Source organism: Planomonospora corallina (genome assembly GCF_042650625.1).
Classification (GTDB): Bacteria; Actinomycetota; Actinomycetes; order Streptosporangiales; family Streptosporangiaceae; genus Planomonospora_B; species Planomonospora_B corallina.
Genome location: NZ_JBHSBM010000010.1, coordinates 68,048 through 83,753, shown reverse-complemented (window position 1 = coordinate 83,753; position 15,706 = coordinate 68,048). Strand labels below are relative to the sequence as shown.

Below are 15,706 nucleotides of genomic sequence, written 5' to 3'. Positions count from 1 at the left end.
GGTAGATGCCCTTCTCCGAGATCGGCCGGGACAGAACGGTCTGCGCGTCGAGGTGCGCGAACGCGTTGTGCGGGGCCGGGTCGGTGATGTCGTCCGCGGGGACGTAGATCGCCTGCATCGAGGTGATCGAGTGACCGCGGGTGGAGGTGATGCGCTCCTGCAGGACGCCCATCTCGTCGGCCAGGGTCGGCTGGTAACCCACCGCGGACGGCATGCGGCCGAGCAGGGTGGAGACCTCGGAGCCGGCCTGGGTGAACCGGAAGATGTTGTCGATGAAGAGCAGCACGTCTTGCTTCTGCACGTCGCGGAAGTACTCCGCCATGGTCAGCGCGGACAGCGCGACGCGCAGACGGGTGCCCGGCGGCTCGTCCATCTGGCCGAAGACGAGCGCGGTGTCCTTGAGGACGCCCGCCTCCTCCATCTCCAGCCACAGGTCGTTGCCCTCACGGGTGCGCTCGCCGACGCCCGCGAAGCACGAGGTGCCCGAGAACTTCAGCGCGACGCGGCGGATCATCTCCTGGATCAGAACGGTCTTGCCGACGCCCGCGCCGCCGAACAGACCGATCTTGCCGCCCTTCACGTACGGCGTGAGCAGGTCGATGACCTTGATGCCGGTGGGCAGCATCTCGGTGCGCGACTCGAGCTGGTCGAAGGCCGGGGCGGAGCGGTGGATGCCCCACTTCTCGGTGACCTTCAGGGAGGCGGTCGGCACGTCCAGGGACTCGCCGAGCGCGTTCCACACGTGGCCCTTGACGACGTCGCCGACCGGCACCGAGATCGGCGCGCCGGAGTCGGTGACCGCCGCACCGCGGACCAGGCCGTCGGTGGGCTGCATCGAGATGGCCCGGACCAGGTTGTCACCCAGGTGCTGGGCGACCTCCATGGTCAGGGTCTTGACCTCTCCGCCGATGGTGACGTCGACGTTGAGGGCGTTGTAGATGTCGGGCATCGCCTCGACGGGGAACTCCACGTCGACGACGGGACCGGTGACTCGGGCGACGCGGCCCACACCGGTCACGACGTTCTCCACAGTCTCTGCAGTCATTTCACTCTTTCCCCGCTGCGGCGTCAGCGAGCGCGTTGGCGCCACCGACGATCTCGCTGATTTCCTGGGTGATCTCGGCCTGGCGAGCCTGGTTCATCTGCTGGGTGAACACCCGGATGAGCTCGTTGGCGTTGTCGGTCGCCGACTTCATGGCCCGCCGGCGGGCGGCGTGCTCGGAGGCCGCGGACTGGAGCAGCGTGCTGAAGATGCGCGACTCCACGTACCGCGGGAGCAGCGAGTCCAGCACCGCGCCCGCGTCCGGCTCGAACTCGAAGTACGGCAGCGGCGTCTCCGGCTTCTCGGTGGTCTCCACGACCGCCAGCGGCAGGATCCGCTTGACCACGACCTCCTGCGTCAGCATGGAGACGAACTCGGTCGACACGACGTGGATCTCGTCCACCCCGTCCTCGGCCGAGAAGGCCGAGATGACCGCGTCCGCGATCTCCTTGGCGTTGCCGTAGGAGGGGTTGTCGGAGAACCCGCCCCACTGCCCGGCCATCTCCCGGCTCCGGAAGCTGTGCCAGGTGATGCCCTTGCGGCCCACCACGTAGGGCACGGGCTCGATGCCCCTGCCCCGCAGCAGGCCGGCCAGGGCCTCGGCCTCACGCAGGATGTTGGCGTTGAAGCCGCCGCAGAACCCGCGGTCGCTGGTGACGATGAGCACGGCCGCCCTGCGGGGCTGCTCCTTCGCCGTGGTCAGCGGGTGCTCGACGCTGGTGGTGTTGCTGACGACGCCCGTGACGGCGCGGGTGATCTCCCGCTCGTACGGCACGGCCGCCTGCATCCGCTGCTGCGCCTTCACGATGCGCGACGACGCGATGAGCTCCTGGGCTCGCGTGATCTTCGCCGTGGATTTGACCGACTTGATCCGCCGCCGCAGCAGTCTTAGCTGGGCACCCATCGGCTACTTCTTCTCGTCCGCGCGGGTGACGTGCTTGGTGATCTTCTCCTGGCCGACCTGGTCGGCGCCGAGCGCCGCGACCGGCTCCTCGTTGACCAGCAGCTCACCCGCGGAGGTCTCGAAGCCCTTCTTGAACTGGGTGATCGCGTCCTTCAGGGACGTGATCGTGTCGTCCGAGAGCTGCTTGGTCTCGCGGATGGCGTCGTAGACGCCCTTGTGGTCGCGGCCCAGGTAGTCCAGGAACTCCGCCTCGAAGCGGCGGATGTCCTCGACCGGGACGTCGTCGAGCTCGCCGGTGGTGCCGGCCCAGATCGAGACGACCTCCCGCTCCAGCGAGAAGGGGCTGTACTGCGGCTGCTTGAGCAGCTCGACCAGGCGCTGGCCGCGCTCCAGCTGGGCCTTGGAGGCCGCGTCCAGGTCGGAGGCGAAGGCCGCGAAGGCCTCCAGGTCGCGGTACTGCGACAGAGAGAGGCGGAGCGTGCCGGCGACCGACTTCATCGCCTTGGTCTGCGCCGAACCGCCGACTCGGGAGACGGAGATACCGACGTTGATCGCCGGGCGCACACCGGCGTTGAACAGGTCGGTCTCGAGGAAGACCTGGCCGTCGGTGATGGAGATGACGTTGGTCGGGATGAACGCCGAGACGTCGTTGCCCTTGGTCTCGATGATCGGCAGAGCGGTCATCGAGCCGCCGCCCATCTCGTCGGAGAGCTTGGCGCAGCGCTCCAGCAGACGCGAGTGCAGGTAGAAGACGTCGCCGGGGTAGGCCTCGCGGCCCGGCGGGCGACGCAGCAGCAGGGAGACGGCGCGGTAGGCGTCGGCCTGCTTGGTCAGGTCGTCGAAGACGATGAGGACGTGCTTGCCCTGGTACATCCAGTGCTGGCCGATGGCCGAGCCGGTGTAGGGCGCCAGGTACTTGAAGCCGGCCGGGTCGGAGGCCGGGGCGGCGACGATGGTGGTGTACTCCATCGCGCCCGCCTCCTCGAGGCGGCCGCGGACCTGGGCGATCGTCGAGCCCTTCTGGCCGACCGCGACGTAGACGCAGCGCACCTGCTTGGACGGGTCGCCGGAGAGCCAGTTCTCCCGCTGGTTGAGGATCGTGTCCACGGCGATGGCGGTCTTGCCGGTGCCGCGGTCACCGATGATCAGCTGGCGCTGGCCCCGGCCGATCGCGGTCATGGCGTCGATCGCCTTGATGCCGGTGGCCAGCGGCTCCTTCACCGGCTGGCGCTGCACGACCGAGGGGGCCTGGAGCTCGAGGGCGCGCAGCGCCTCGGACTCGATGGCGCCCTTGCCGTCCAGCGGGTTGCCCAGCGGGTCCACCACGCGGCCGAGGAAGGCGTCGCCGACCGGCACGGACAGGATCTCGCCCGTGCGGCGGACCGACTGGCCCTCCTCGATCTTGCTGAAGTCGCCCAGGATAACGGCACCGATCTCCCGGGTGTCCAGGTTCAGTGCCAGACCACGCGTGCCGTCCTCGAACTCGAGCAGCTCGTTCGCCATCGCCGAGGGAAGGCCGGAGACATGGGCGATGCCGTCGCCGCAGTCGACGACGGTCCCGATCTCCTCGCGCGCGGCGCCTTCCGGCTCGTACGCCTGGACGAAGCGCTCAAGCGCGTCCCGGATCTCGTCCGGCCGGATCGTAAGCTCCGCCATCTCTCTTCTGTCTCCCTATTCGCCTAGCCGGCCAACCGGCGGCGGACTTCTTCGATTCGTCCCGCGATGGTGGTGTCGATGAGGTCGTCCCCGATGCGCACCGAGAACCCTCCGACCACCTGCGGATCCACCTCGACGTTCAGGTGAACGTCGCGGCCGTAGGAGGCGCGCAGCCACGAGGCCAGACGCCGCTTCTGCTCCTCGGAGAACGCGACGGCGCTGCGCACCACAGCGACGAGGCGCTGCCGCTGCGCGGCGACCAGCCGGCCGAACTCCTCCAGCCCACCCTCCAGGCTACGTCCTCGCGGATGCGCCACGATCTGGGCCACCAGGCGGACGGTGGAGGGAGCGGCCCTGCCGCCCAGGAGCGAGTCGAGCAGACCCCGCCTGGCCTCCGCGGGCACGGCCTGGTCGGCCAGCGCGCGGCGCAGGTCGAGGTTCGAGGCGACGATGCGCCCGAACCGGAACAGCTCGTCCTCGACGTCGTCGAGCCTGCCCTGCGCCTCGGCCTCCGCCGAGGCGGCGACCACGCCGAGGCGCTCCAGCGCGTCGGCCAGGTCACCGGGGCGTGCCCACTTGGCGGAGACGGCCGCGACGGCCGTCTCCAGTGCGGCGGCGCCGACCTTGCCCTCCAGCAGGACCCGGATGATCTGGGCCTTCTGCTCCACCGGGCGGGCGGCGTCGGACAGGGTGCGGCGGAGCCCGTGCTCACGGTCGAGCAGGTCGGCGACCGCGAAGAGCTCGTCGGCCAGCGCGCCGAGGTCGGCGCTTCCCGCCACGGCGTTGAAGCGCTCCTCGACCTCGGCCAGCGCGGTCCTGCTGAGGCCCCTCATCAGTCCCTCACCGCTCCTCGTTCGCTGCGCGGCCCGCTCGTTCCTCGCGAGCCGCTCCACTCACTGCGTCGGGTTCGCTCCATCATCAGCGGACCGCCGCGTTGCTCGACTCGAGCTCCTCCAGGAACCGGTCGACGGTGCGGCGCTGGCGCGCCTCGTCCTCGAGGGACTCACCGACGATGCGGCCCGCCAGCTCGATCGACAGGCGACCGAGCTCGGCGCGGAGCTGGGCGAACGCCTGCTGGCGGTCGGCCTCGATCTGGGCGTGCGCCGCCTCGACGAGGCGGCGGGCCTCGGCCTGCGCCTCCTCGCGGAGCTCGGCCTTGATCTGCGCGCCCTGCTCGCGAGCCTCCTCGCGCAGGCGGGACGCCTCGTGCCGCGCCTCGGCGAGCTGCTCCTTGTACTGCGCGAGCAGCGCCTGGGCCTCGGCCTGTGCGTCCTGGGCCTTCTGGATCCCGCCCTCGATCGCCTCGGTCCGCTCGTTCAGCGTCTGCTGGATGCGCGGGGTGAGGATCTTGCCGACGACGAGGACGACGAAGAGGAACGCGAAGCCGCCGACGACCAGCTCGTACACGTGCGGCATGAGAGGACTGCTCTCCTCCGCCGCCAGGAGATTAGCTGCGATTGTCATCGATGCAGCCTTCCGTCAGAGGTTTTTCGGTCAGCCGTAGATGAACGGCGCGACCAGACCGATCAGGGCGAGCGCCTCGACGAGAACGAAGCCGAGGAGCATGTTCTGGCGGATCAGGCCGTAGGCCTCGGGCTGGCGGGCGATGGCCTGCAGACCGTTGCCGAAGATGAGACCGACGCCGATGCCGGGGCCGAGGGTGGCGAGACCGTAGCCGATGGAGCCGATGTTGCCGGAGACCTCAGCGAGGATGCCCATTTTCTGTTTCCTTTTCGGGACGGCCGGTGAACGGGATTCCACCGGTCTGGACTGGAGGGAGAAGAGTCTGTGGTGCGTCTCAGTGCTCGGCGTGCAGGGAGCTGCCGATGTACATCGCGGCGAGCAGCGCGAACAGGAAGGCCTGCAGGAACTGGATGAAGAGCTCCAGCGCGGTCATCGCGATCGTCATGACGACGGCGACGACGCCGACCGGCGCGCCGAGCGGGGTGAGCTGCTCGAAGAGGAACCAGAAGCCGACCGCGCTGAAGAAGGCGAGGATGATGTGGCCGGCGAACATGTTGGCGAACAGTCGCACCGCGTGGGTGAAGGGCGCCACGATCATGTTCGAGAGGAACTCGATCGGCGCCAGCAGGACGTAGATGCCCTTGGGCAGGCCGGGCGGGAACATCATGTTCTTGAAGTAGCCGAGCGGCCCCTGGTGCTTCATGCCCACGACGATCTTGATCAGGTAGACCGTCGCGGCGAGCACGATCGGGAAGGCGATGTGCGAGGCCACCGGGAACTGCAGGAACGGCACGACGCCGATCACGTTCCAGACCCATACCAGGAAGAAGATGCTGAGCAGCAGGCCCATCCAGCGGTCGGTGTCCTTGCCCAGGAAGGGGCGGGCGACCTGGTCGCGGACGAACATGTAGCCGTACTCGGCGACGTTCTGGACGCCCCGGGGCACCAGCTTCGGCTTGGAGAACGCCGACCAGCAGAAGATCACGACCACGAGCGAGCTCAGCAGCGCGAGCAGGACCGGCTTGGTGAACCAGGTAACGCCGGAGATGATCGGCGGGAGTTCGAACAGCTCGAGCCCCGGGGCCTTGAACTCCTCAGGAGCGGCGAGGACCGTCAGCGCCTTCACGCGGCGTTCCCTTCAACGTGGTAATGGATCAAGACTGCTTCCTCCGCGAGGCGACCGCCGTGCGAGGTCAGCGACCGTGCTTCCGGTAGACCAGGTAGATGGCGAGAACGGCACCGATGATCACTCCGATCGGAGTGAAAACCGCCACACCGGTCCAACGGCTCAGCAACCAGCCACCGCCGCCGTACAGAATGATCCCGGAGAGGATGTAACTGGGAACCGACCAGGCGGCGTTGGCGAAGTCGCGGCCGTCGTCCTCCGGCCTGCGCTCTTTTTCGCTCATCGCGGGCATGACAATAGCAGTCACGAGATTGGCTAGTCATATCGGGCCCCGCCGTGGCCATGATACGCCGCATCAGCGATCACCCTGCCCGGGGGACGGGGCGCCCGGGTCGACGTAGAGCATCTTCGTCTTGACGAAGCCCCGCATCTCGCCGGCCGTCCAGACGACGGTGCAGACGATGGCGGACCAGCCGAAGGCGACCGGCTCGAACGCCGTGGCGTCCTCGAAGGCCTTCAGCATCGCCATGATCACCAGGACCTTCACCGCGTAGGTGGTGACGGCGGTGACCATCATCACGGCGGGCGACACCCGGCTGGCGTAGGAGACCGCGACCAGGCCGACGGTGAAGAAGACCGCGACCACCGCGAGGCCGATCGCGGCGCCCAGGGCCCCCGGGACGCCCGCCGGCACGGCGGCGACGGCGGTGGCCACCGCGCCAGCCGCCGCGGCGGGAATCGCGGCCCCCTTCAGGACGCGCACGTCATTGGCCTGCATCGGCACTCCCGGTGACTGGAATCAAGCGAGCGATTGCTACCTAACAGGTCTCAGGGTGTCGAGCACCTGCTAGTGAAAGCTATCACAAGCTCCTGGAAGTCCGCCTTTACCTGCCGTTTCAAGAAAACGATCTAGGGGTTTCCGGCGGGTGTCCCGCGCAGCGTCTCAGGATTCGGGAAGACCTGTCCCGGAGCGCCGAACGGCAGGTCGGGGACGACCGAGAGCGTCGCGGTGCCGTCGCCGTCCGCGGCCGACGCCGGCGGGAACGGGTTGCGCGGCGCGGCGGGCGGAGTCTGCCGGGGCGCCGGAGCGGCGGCGGGAGGGAACGGCGTGCGCGGGGTGGCCGGCGAGAACGGGTCGCGCGGCGGGGCCTGCGGAGCCGGAGGGGCCGTGCCGGGGGGCACAGCGGGAGGCACTGCGGGGGACCCGATGGGAGACGCTGCGGGAGACGCGGTGGGAGACGCGGCCTCGCCGCGCGCGGGCCCGGCGTCCGGGCGCGGCCGGCGCCCCGCCGCGTGCGCGCCCCCGCCGCCGCGGCGCGCGCGCCAGCGCGGCATGGCCACCGCCGCCAGCCCGACCACGGCGAGCAGGGAGATCAGCGGGAACAGGACGAGCGGCACGCCCTCGACGGACATCCCCACGACCGTGAAGGCGAACAGGAACGTCCAGGCGTACATGATCAGGACGCTGCGGCGGTGCGAGTGGCCGATGTCCAGCAGGCGGTGGTGCAGGTGACCGCGGTCGGGCGCGAACGGCGAGAGCCCGTTGGAGGTGCGCCGGATCACCGCCATGGTCAGGTCGAGCAGCGGCAGCACCAGGATCGCCACCGGGACCAGCAGCGGGAGCACGACCGGGAAGCGGTTGATGGACTCGATGCTGTCGGGGTCGATCGACGTGATGGTGATCATCGTGGAGGCCAGGACCAGGCCGATCAGCATCGCGCCGGTGTCGCCCATGAAGATCTTCGCGGGGTGGAAGTTGTGCGGCAGGAAGCCCGCGCACATCCCGATGAGCACCGAGGCGACCGCCGCCGTGACGTTGATGCTGGTGTTGCCGTAGTCCGTGGACAGGACGATGGAGTAGAGCCACGTCGCCATGGCCGCGATGCCGACGATCCCGGCCGCGAGCCCGTCCAGGCCGTCCACGAAGTTGACCGCGTTGATCATCACGACCACGATCATGATCGTGACCAGCGGGCCCAGCGTGGTGGAGTCGAGGGAGTAGGCGCCGCCCATGCTGGAGGGCAGCGGCAGCCACGGCAGGCTCACGCCGAAGGCGACCAGCACCCCGGCCGCCCCGATCTGCCCGGCGAGCTTGACGAAGGCGTCCATCCCCCACCAGTCGTCCAGGAAGCCGGTCAGCGTGATGAGCCCGCCGGACAGGATCAGCGCGATGACGATCTTCCCGTCCGCCAGCTTGCTCCCGGCGTACGGCAGGCTGCCCGCCACCAGGAGGCCCGCCACCAGCCCGCCGTACATGGCCAGGCCGCCGAGCCTGGGCGTCGGGGTGGTGTGCACGTCCCGGTCGCGGACCTCGGGCATCGCACCGATGCGGATGGCGAACACGCGGACCAGCGGGACCAGCAGGTAGGTCACCGCGGCCGCCACCAACGCCATCAGGAGATATTCGCGCACGGACCTAGTTTCCCGGATCTCCTGGCCGCTTGTGACCGGAAAACGGCACAGAACGACTCATAATTAGCTGGGATATGCCGGATACGCGGCGGTCAGCTCCCGCACCCCCGCCCGGATCTCTCCCGCCGCGTCGGGCGCCCGGACGGCCCCGGCCACCAGCGCGGCCACCTCCTTCATCTCCTGCGCCCCCATGCCCTGCGTGGTCACGCACGGCGTCCCGATCCGGATCCCGGACGTCACGGTGGGCGGCTCCGGATCGTAGGGGATGGCGTTGCGGTTCAGCGTGATGCCGGCGTCCGCGCACCGCTGCTCGGCCACCGCGCCCGAGGGGGCGAAGCCCCGCAGGTCCACCAGGGCCAGATGGTTGTCCGTGCCGCCGGAGACCGGCCGCATGCCCTCGGCCGCCAGCGCGTCCGCCAGCACCCGCGCGTTCTCCACCACCCGCCGCGCGTACTCGGCGAACTCCGGCCGGAGCGCCTCCCCGAAGGCCACCGCCTTGGCCGCCACCGCGTGCATGAGCGGGCCGCCCTGGCTGAACGGGAACACCGCCCGGTCGATCCGGGCGGCCAGCTCGGCCGTGCACATGATCCCCCCGCCCCTCGGGCCGCGCAGCGCCTTGTGCGTGGTGAAGGTGACCACGTCGGCGTGGGGCACGGCCGACGGCACGGCCCCTCCTGCCATCAGCCCGATGGTGTGCGCGACGTCGGCCAGCAGCCAGGCGCCCGCCTCGTCCGCGATGCCCCGGAAGGCGGCGAAGTCGATCGTCCGCGGATAGGACGTGGCCCCACAGATGATCATCTTCGGCCGGTGCCGGAGCGCCAGCTCCCTGACCTCGTCGTAGTCGATCATCTCGGTGTCGCGGCGCACGCCGTACGCCACGACGTCGAACCACCGGCCGGAGAAGTTGACGCGCGAGCCGTGGGTGAGGTGCCCGCCGTGCGGCAGCGCCATCGCCAGCACGACGTCGCCTGGCTGCAGCAGCGCGGCGTAGGCCGCGAGATTCGCCGAGGTACCCGAGTGCGGCTGCACATTGACGTGCTCGGCGCCGAACAGCCGCCTGGCCCGGTCGATCGCGAGCTGCTCGGCCCGGTCGACGACCTCGCAGCCGCCGTAGTAGCGCCGGCCCGGGTAGCCCTCGGCGTACTTGTTGGTGAGGGTGGAGCCGAGCGCGGCCAGGACGGCGGGCGAGGCGAGGTTCTCGCTCGCGATGAGCTGCAGGCCGCCGCGGAGCCGCTCCAGCTCCCCGATGAGGACCTCCGCCATCTCCGGATCCTGCCTGAGCAGAAGACCGTAGTCGGGGCCGTAGTAGGGCACAGAGCTCATCGCCTCACTCCGTTCAGCGGCTCGGGCGCGGGCGACCGGCGGCTCTCCCCGCCCCGGCCGCGGCGCCGCGCGCCGCCACCAGGTCGCCGTGCTTTTCCGTCCCCTTCCCGGGCAGGACCGCTGCGAAGCGTCCCGCGTGGGGTGTGCGCCCGGCCGGGAAGACGGCGGTTCTCTCCACTCTAAGCCGGAGGCCCCCGTTTTCCCACGTCAGGAGGGCTTTCAGGAGGGAGAACCTCAGGAGAAGGCGTGCGGGGCCCCGGCGTTGACCGGCACCCAGCGGGGCGTGTCGGCGGCCTGGTCGCTGATCGAGGTGAGCACCGCCTGGCGGTACTGGGCGAGGCGGGTCCGCCACTCCGCCACGTCCTTGACGTAGCGCTCACCGACCGGGGCGTCCCAGACGTCACGGCTCCTGGCCATTTGGTAGGCCTTGTCGAGCGAGGCGGTCAACGCCTCCAGCTGGGGCATCACCTCGTTCCACAGCGCCACCAGGCGCTGGTACTCGGGGTTGAACTCCCAGGCCGTGGCGGTGTCCGGGGTGGGCAGGCCGGGACCGCCCGCCGTCGGCGGGGTCTCCCCCGGCTGGAGCGGCACCGGGGCGGGCGGGTCTGCGTACATGTCGACGCCTCCTTACGAGCGGATCTCCACGAGGACTCCCGGCCTGGTCACACCGACGACCCGCCCGGCGGGGGGATGGGCCTGCGCGGGTCCTGCGGGTCCAGCTCGCCCGCCGGACCGTCCGGGCCGACGTCCATCGGCCGCCAGGCTCCCTCGCCCCACGCCTCGCCCTCGGGTACCTGCACGCCCGGCATCTCGAGCGGCTCGACGGCGCGCGCGTTCTCGGCGAGCGTCCTGATCGCCTCCAGATCGGGCAGCTCGACCCGGACCGAGATCACGTCCCCCTCGACCTGGACCGAGACCCCCTCGTCCCCGGCCGGCCGCCGCTGCGCGGGCTCCCCGCTCCCTCCGGACTCTCCGGAGCGCGTGGAGTCATCCGCCGTTCCGGAGCCGTCCGCCCTCCCGGACTCCCCGGATCCGGTGGAACCGCCGGGCTTCGCCGACCCGCCGGACTCTCCGGTGGAGCCGCCGGAGCCGTCCGGCGTGGCGGCGGTCCTCTGCTCCGTCTCTCCACCCGTGCCCGGCGGCTGCACGGTCTGGCCCTCGGCGGGCTCGGCGGTGTCGAGGAGCGGCACGTCGGGTTTGGCGGACGGCAGCGGCTCGTGGGGCTCGACCTGGCCGGGACGCGTGTCCTCGGTGTAGGACACGCCGTCGACGGACGGCATGTCCGCCGGCGGGACGTCCTCGATGTTCTCCAGCAGCTCCTCGAGCTGCTCGGCGGCGGGCGGATCGAGCGGGATCTGCAGCACCTTCACCCCGTCCACCTCGACGACCTGCGGCCTGCGCTCGCCGCCCTGGTCGACGTCGTCGGGGTGGTCCTTCGCCGGCGTGTCCGGAACCGGCTCCGCGGCCCCGTTCCCGCCCGGCGCGCCGCCGTCCGGGGTGCCGCCGTCCGGGGTGCCGCCGTCGGCCCGGGGCGAGCGCTCGTCCCCCTTGGCGTCGGTCTCCGGCTTGCGGTCGGGTGTGGAGTCCTGCTCCGTCCTCGGCGCGTCCCGGCCGCTCTCCTCGGCCCGGGGCGACCTGTCGTCCCCCTTGGAACCGCTCTCCGGTTTCGTCTCGCCGGATCCCGCCCCGCTCTCGGGCCCCGTCCCCCGCCCGGTCCCGTCCCCGGCGGCGCCGCTGTCCGGTACGGCGGGCCGCAGGTCTCCGGCCCGGGGCGTCTCGCTCCTCTGAGCGTCCGGTCTCCGGTCCTCCTCCCTCGGAGCGTCCGGCTTCCGGTCCTCCGCCTTGGGCGTCTCCTCCCTCGGAGCGTCCGGCTTCCGATCACCATCCTTAGGAGCGTCCGGCTTCCGGTCCTCCGCCTTCGGAGCGTCCGGCTTGGACGTCTCCCCCTTCCGGTCCTCGCCCTCGGGGGTGTCCCCCTTCGGGGCATCGGTCTTCGCGCCGTCCTTCTCCGCCGCCTTCGGCGCCTCCTGCGCCGGCGTCCCCGCCTTCGGGTCGGCAGCCTCGGATCCCGGGCCGGGCTTCCCGTTCTGCTCGATCTTCTTCTCCAGCAGGGCCACCCGGGCGGAGACGTCTTTGACCATCGTGTCGCACTCGTCGGCGATCCGGACGGGACGGTGCGCGGACTGCGAGGACAGTCCGGCCGCGCTCATCAGCCGGGTGACCCGGCCCTCGATCGTCCGCATCCGCTCGGCGGCCTGCTTCACCTCTGCCAGCAGACCTCGGACCAGCTCGGGGTCCATTCCGTCGAACTTGCCCATGGGCGTCTCCCGGGGAGTCGGCAGCCGAATTCACGGTACCGGGGAGACGCTCCCGCGTCACGGTGATAACCAGCCGGTATCGATCACCGGCGGCATTCCCGCCGGATCCGCCCGCCGCGCCGGAGCACGGCCCGGACCCGGGTCATGAGCCGGTCCTGAAAGACCCGGCCGCGGCGGTCAGGCTCCGGAGCCGGGCTCGGGGTCCGCGTCGGTCGCCACGTAGCCGATCACCTCGCGCAGCTTCTCCACCGGTACGGCGCCGCGGCGCAGCAGCCGGGGCACGGCCGTGGTCAGGTCGAGGATCGTGGACGGCACCGGGTCCGCGCAGGGACCGGAGTCGAGATAGACCGAGACCGCCTCGCCGAGCTGCTTCTCGGCGTCCTCCGCCGTGGTCGCGGCCGGGGAGCCGGAGCGGTTGGCGCTGGAGACGGCCATCGGGCCGGTGTCCTTGAGCAGTTCGAGGGCGACCGCGTGCAGCGGCATGCGCAGGGCGACGGTGCCCTTGGTCTCCCCCAGGTCCCACGAGAGCGACCGGTTCACCCGGCAGATCAGGGTGAGGGGACCCGGCCAGAACGAGTCGGCGAGGTCCTGACCGTACGGTCCGAGGTTCTCCACCAGCGCGTTCGCCGCACGCACGGTGCCGACGAGCACGGGCACCGGCATGTCCCGGCCGCGACCCTTGGCCTCGAGCAGGAGGTTCACCGCGGACGGAGTGAAGGCGTCCGCTCCGATGCCGTAGACGGTGTCCGTGGGGACCACCACCAGCTCGCCCCGCCGCACGGCCGACGCCGCGTCGGTCAGACCCGCGGCTCTCTGCTCTGCGTCAGCGCAGTCGTAGCGTCTGCTCACGGCGGTCCATCCTATTCCTGGCCTGTTCCTGGTCTATTCCTGGCCGAAACGTGCGGTGACGAAGCGGTCCCTGCGGGTGAGGTCCTGACGGTTGCGCACGTCGCGCCAGCCGTTCTCCTCGGAGAAGATCAGGAAGACCGGGGTGCCCTGCTCGTCGGCGTGCTCCACGGCGAGGAAACCGCCCGGGCGGAGCAGCCGGCGCGCGGTCCGCTCCACGGCCCTGACCTCGTCGAGGCCGTCGCTGCCCGAGCCGTACAGCGCGCGGTGCGGGTCGTAGTCGCGCACCTCGGGGTCGCGGGGGACCGCGCCCGGCGGGATGTAGGGCGGGTTGGAGATGACCAGGTCCACCTGCCCGGCGAGCTCGGGCAGCGCGTCGGCGAGGTCCTCGGGGTGCAGGTGCACGCGGCCCTGGCCCTGCTCCAGGATGTTGCGCTTGGCCCACCGGTAGGCGTCGGGGTCGACCTCGACCGCGTGGACCGTGGCCAGCGCGACCTCCTGGGCGATGGAGAGCGCGATCGCGCCGGAGCCGGTGCCGAGGTCCACGACGACGGGGGCCGCGACGTCCATCTCGCGGAGCCGCTCGATGGCCCAGCCGGTCATCACCTCGGTCTCCGGCCGGGGCACGAAGACGCCCGGGCCGACCTCCAGCGACAGATAGCGGAAGTAGGCCCGCCCGGTGATGTGCTGGAGCGGCTCGCGTGCCTCGCGCCGGGCGATGCCCTCCCAGAAGAGCGCGTCGAAGTCCGCGTCGGCCACGGTGTGCAGCTCGCTGCGGCGCACGCCGTGGACGTGGGCGGCGATCTCCTCGGCGTCGGTGCGCGGCGACGGCACACCTGCCTCGGCGAGCCGGGCGGTGGCGAGGGCGATCTCGTCCAGCAGGAAGGTCATGGCAGGTTTCAGGCGTGGGCGGCGAGCTTCTCCGCCATCTCGGCGTCGAGCAGGGACTGGATGACGGCCGACAGGTCCCCGTCCAGCACCTGGTCGAGGTTGTAGGCCTTGAACCCGGTGCGGTGGTCGGAGATGCGGTTCTCCGGGAAGTTGTAGGTGCGGATGCGCTCGGAGCGGTCGACCGTGCGGATCTGGGACTTGCGCTCGGCCATCGCGGCGGCGTTGGCCTCCTCCTCCGCCAGGGCCTGCAGGCGCGCCCGCAGGATGCGCATGGCCGACTCCTTGTTCTGGAGCTGGCTCTTCTCGTTCTGGCAGGAGACGACCACTCCGGTCGGCAGGTGGGTGATGCGCACCGCCGAGTCGGTGGTGTTGACGCTCTGGCCGCCGGGGCCGCTGGAGCGGTAGACGTCGATGCGCAGGTCGTTCGGGTCGATTTGGACGTCGACCTCCTCGGCCTCCGGATAGACCAGGACGCCCGCCGCGCTGGTGTGGATGCGGCCCTGCGACTCGGTGACCGGCACGCGCTGGACGCGGTGCACGCCGCCTTCGAACTTGAGCCTCGACCAGACGCCGTCGTCGCCCCTGGCCTTCACCGCGACCGTGACGTCCTTGTAGCCGCCCAGGTCGGAGGGGGTGGCGTCGATGATCTCGGTCTTCCAGCCGATCCGCTCGGCGTAGCGGAGGTACATCCGGAGCAGGTCGCCGGCGAACAGCGCCGACTCCTCGCCGCCCTCGCCCGCCTTGATCTCCATGATGATGTCCTTGTCATCGTTGGGATCGCGCGGGATGAGCAGGTGCCGGAGCTTGTCCTCCAGCTCGGGGATCCTCGCCTCGAGCTCCTTGGCCTCCTCGGCGAATGCCTCGTCCTCCGAGGCCAGCTCCCGCGCGGCGGCCAGGTCGCTGCGGACGCCCTCGAGCTCCCGGTAGGTCGCGATGACCGGGGTCAGCTCGGAATAGCGCCTGCCGAACGTGCGCGCCTGCGTCGGGTGGGCGTGCACGGTGGGGTCGGCGAGCTTGAGTTCCAGCTCGGCGTACTCACTGATCAGCTCGTCGAGGTTCACCGTACGTCCTTCTTCTCGTCAAAAGCCCTGCGTGGCCTGCCTTCTCACCACGAACGCCGACCCGGGCGCACCCACCGCGAACGGGAGTGGTTCCGGGCCGGCGTCGGGAGATGGGCTACTTGCCCGCGGTCTTCTTGCCGAAGCGCTTCTCGAAGCGCGCGACCCGGCCGCCGGTGTCCAGGATCTTCTGCTTGCCCGTGTAGAACGGGTGGCAGGCGGAGCACACGTCGGCGTGGATGACGCCGTTCTTGGCGGTGCTGCGGGTGGTGAAGGTGTTACCACAGGTGCAGCTCACCTGAGTGGTGACGTACTCCGGGTGGATGTCGGGCTTCATGACTGTCGTCCTCTCCAAGGCGCGGTCGCCGGGTCGCCGGGGGCCGCCTCGCGGGCGCGGGGTGACCACCTGTGATGCGAGTGGGCGGGAACCGGAACCGCTGCGGTTCGGCTACCAGTGTGCCAGATCCTTCAACCATCCCAGGCCACCGGACATTCCCCCGCCCGGCACGGGCCGGGATGCGGCCGGAGGGACCGTACGGGGCGCCCGGGGACGCCCGGGACGGCGCGGAGGGCACGGAAGAACACGGAAGGGCACGGAAGGGCACGCGGCGGGCACGCGGGAGGGCACGGCGGGCGCGCGGGAGCGTGCGGCGGGAAGCGGGGCTG

Annotated in this window: 16 protein-coding genes and 1 pseudogene; all 17 read right to left on the bottom strand. The window is 70.8% G+C overall.

The window, feature by feature from the left end:
• Nucleotides 1-1,009 (bottom strand): annotated as a pseudogene (gene atpD, locus ACFOWE_RS03955) (F0F1 ATP synthase subunit beta); the annotation flags it as partial.
• A 37-nt stretch (nucleotides 1,010-1,046) separates the two neighbouring features.
• Nucleotides 1,047-1,946 carry a F0F1 ATP synthase subunit gamma gene (locus tag ACFOWE_RS03950; RefSeq protein WP_377285419.1) on the bottom strand — a complete coding sequence of 300 codons (900 nt, stop codon included), beginning with the start codon at nucleotides 1,944-1,946 and terminating at the stop codon, nucleotides 1,047-1,049.
• 3 nt (nucleotides 1,947-1,949) lie between these two features.
• Nucleotides 1,950-3,602 (bottom strand): F0F1 ATP synthase subunit alpha, encoded by a 1,653-nt coding sequence (gene atpA / locus ACFOWE_RS03945; protein WP_377285418.1) that lies wholly within the window; start codon nucleotides 3,600-3,602, stop codon nucleotides 1,950-1,952.
• A 23-nt stretch (nucleotides 3,603-3,625) separates the two neighbouring features.
• Nucleotides 3,626-4,435 (bottom strand): F0F1 ATP synthase subunit delta, encoded by an 810-nt coding sequence (locus tag ACFOWE_RS03940; RefSeq protein ID WP_377285416.1) that lies wholly within the window; start codon nucleotides 4,433-4,435, stop codon nucleotides 3,626-3,628.
• A gap of 85 nt (nucleotides 4,436-4,520) precedes the next feature.
• Nucleotides 4,521-5,066, bottom strand: coding sequence for a F0F1 ATP synthase subunit B (locus ACFOWE_RS03935; protein ID WP_377285415.1), 546 nt, complete (start codon nucleotides 5,064-5,066; stop codon nucleotides 4,521-4,523).
• Between the two features lie 30 nt (nucleotides 5,067-5,096).
• Complete coding sequence (gene atpE / locus ACFOWE_RS03930; protein WP_191895839.1) at nucleotides 5,097-5,321, bottom strand: ATP synthase F0 subunit C; 225 nt, start codon at nucleotides 5,319-5,321, stop codon at nucleotides 5,097-5,099.
• Nucleotides 5,322-5,400: 79 nt separating this feature from the next.
• Nucleotides 5,401-6,192 carry a F0F1 ATP synthase subunit A gene (gene atpB / locus ACFOWE_RS03925; RefSeq protein WP_377285413.1) on the bottom strand — a complete coding sequence of 264 codons (792 nt, stop codon included), beginning with the start codon at nucleotides 6,190-6,192 and terminating at the stop codon, nucleotides 5,401-5,403.
• A gap of 67 nt (nucleotides 6,193-6,259) precedes the next feature.
• Entirely contained in the window at nucleotides 6,260-6,475 is a 216-nt protein-coding gene (locus ACFOWE_RS03920) for an AtpZ/AtpI family protein (protein WP_377285412.1), read from the bottom strand.
• Between the two features lie 72 nt (nucleotides 6,476-6,547).
• The gene (locus tag ACFOWE_RS03915; RefSeq protein ID WP_377285411.1) at nucleotides 6,548-6,970 is read right to left on the bottom strand and encodes a hypothetical protein; all 423 of its coding nucleotides are present in this window, start codon (nucleotides 6,968-6,970) and stop codon (nucleotides 6,548-6,550) included.
• A 131-nt stretch (nucleotides 6,971-7,101) separates the two neighbouring features.
• Entirely contained in the window at nucleotides 7,102-8,604 is a 1,503-nt protein-coding gene (locus tag ACFOWE_RS03910; protein WP_377285409.1) for a glycosyltransferase family 4 protein, read from the bottom strand.
• Between the two features lie 63 nt (nucleotides 8,605-8,667).
• Entirely contained in the window at nucleotides 8,668-9,927 is a 1,260-nt protein-coding gene (locus ACFOWE_RS03905) for a serine hydroxymethyltransferase (protein ID WP_377285408.1), read from the bottom strand.
• Between the two features lie 234 nt (nucleotides 9,928-10,161).
• A complete protein-coding gene (locus ACFOWE_RS03900) occupies nucleotides 10,162-10,542 on the bottom strand; it encodes a hypothetical protein (RefSeq protein WP_377285406.1) in 381 nt (126 codons plus the stop codon).
• A 47-nt stretch (nucleotides 10,543-10,589) separates the two neighbouring features.
• The gene (locus tag ACFOWE_RS03895; RefSeq protein ID WP_377285404.1) at nucleotides 10,590-12,245 is read right to left on the bottom strand and encodes a hypothetical protein; all 1,656 of its coding nucleotides are present in this window, start codon (nucleotides 12,243-12,245) and stop codon (nucleotides 10,590-10,592) included.
• 177 nt (nucleotides 12,246-12,422) lie between these two features.
• Entirely contained in the window at nucleotides 12,423-13,094 is a 672-nt protein-coding gene (locus tag ACFOWE_RS03890) for an L-threonylcarbamoyladenylate synthase (RefSeq protein ID WP_377285403.1), read from the bottom strand.
• Between the two features lie 33 nt (nucleotides 13,095-13,127).
• The gene (gene prmC / locus ACFOWE_RS03885; protein ID WP_377285402.1) at nucleotides 13,128-13,982 is read right to left on the bottom strand and encodes a peptide chain release factor N(5)-glutamine methyltransferase; all 855 of its coding nucleotides are present in this window, start codon (nucleotides 13,980-13,982) and stop codon (nucleotides 13,128-13,130) included.
• 8 nt (nucleotides 13,983-13,990) lie between these two features.
• Nucleotides 13,991-15,043, bottom strand: a complete 1,053-nt coding sequence (prfA, locus tag ACFOWE_RS03880; protein WP_377285401.1) for a peptide chain release factor 1 — start codon at nucleotides 15,041-15,043, stop codon at nucleotides 13,991-13,993.
• 115 nt (nucleotides 15,044-15,158) lie between these two features.
• Nucleotides 15,159-15,377 (bottom strand): 50S ribosomal protein L31, encoded by a 219-nt coding sequence (rpmE, locus tag ACFOWE_RS03875; protein WP_377285400.1) that lies wholly within the window; start codon nucleotides 15,375-15,377, stop codon nucleotides 15,159-15,161.
• Nucleotides 15,378-15,706: the final 329 nt, after the last annotated feature.

Coding starts and splice junctions, on each gene's coding strand:
- atpE (WP_191895839.1), bottom strand. CDS start 5,321: ATGGGCATCCTCGCTGAGGTCTCCGGCAACATCGGCTCCATCGGCTAC.
- rpmE (WP_377285400.1), bottom strand. CDS start 15,377: ATGAAGCCCGACATCCACCCGGAGTACGTCACCACTCAGGTGAGCTGC.
- ACFOWE_RS03915 (WP_377285411.1), bottom strand. CDS start 6,970: ATGCAGGCCAATGACGTGCGCGTCCTGAAGGGGGCCGCGATTCCCGCC.
- ACFOWE_RS03900 (WP_377285406.1), bottom strand. CDS start 10,542: ATGTACGCAGACCCGCCCGCCCCGGTGCCGCTCCAGCCGGGGGAGACC.
- ACFOWE_RS03905 (WP_377285408.1), bottom strand. CDS start 9,927: ATGAGCTCTGTGCCCTACTACGGCCCCGACTACGGTCTTCTGCTCAGG.
- ACFOWE_RS03895 (WP_377285404.1), bottom strand. CDS start 12,245: ATGGGCAAGTTCGACGGAATGGACCCCGAGCTGGTCCGAGGTCTGCTG.
- prmC (WP_377285402.1), bottom strand. CDS start 13,982: ATGACCTTCCTGCTGGACGAGATCGCCCTCGCCACCGCCCGGCTCGCC.
- ACFOWE_RS03935 (WP_377285415.1), bottom strand. CDS start 5,066: ATGACAATCGCAGCTAATCTCCTGGCGGCGGAGGAGAGCAGTCCTCTC.
- atpA (WP_377285418.1), bottom strand. CDS start 3,602: ATGGCGGAGCTTACGATCCGGCCGGACGAGATCCGGGACGCGCTTGAG.
- ACFOWE_RS03940 (WP_377285416.1), bottom strand. CDS start 4,435: ATGAGGGGCCTCAGCAGGACCGCGCTGGCCGAGGTCGAGGAGCGCTTC.
- ACFOWE_RS03920 (WP_377285412.1), bottom strand. CDS start 6,475: ATGAGCGAAAAAGAGCGCAGGCCGGAGGACGACGGCCGCGACTTCGCC.
- ACFOWE_RS03950 (WP_377285419.1), bottom strand. CDS start 1,946: ATGGGTGCCCAGCTAAGACTGCTGCGGCGGCGGATCAAGTCGGTCAAA.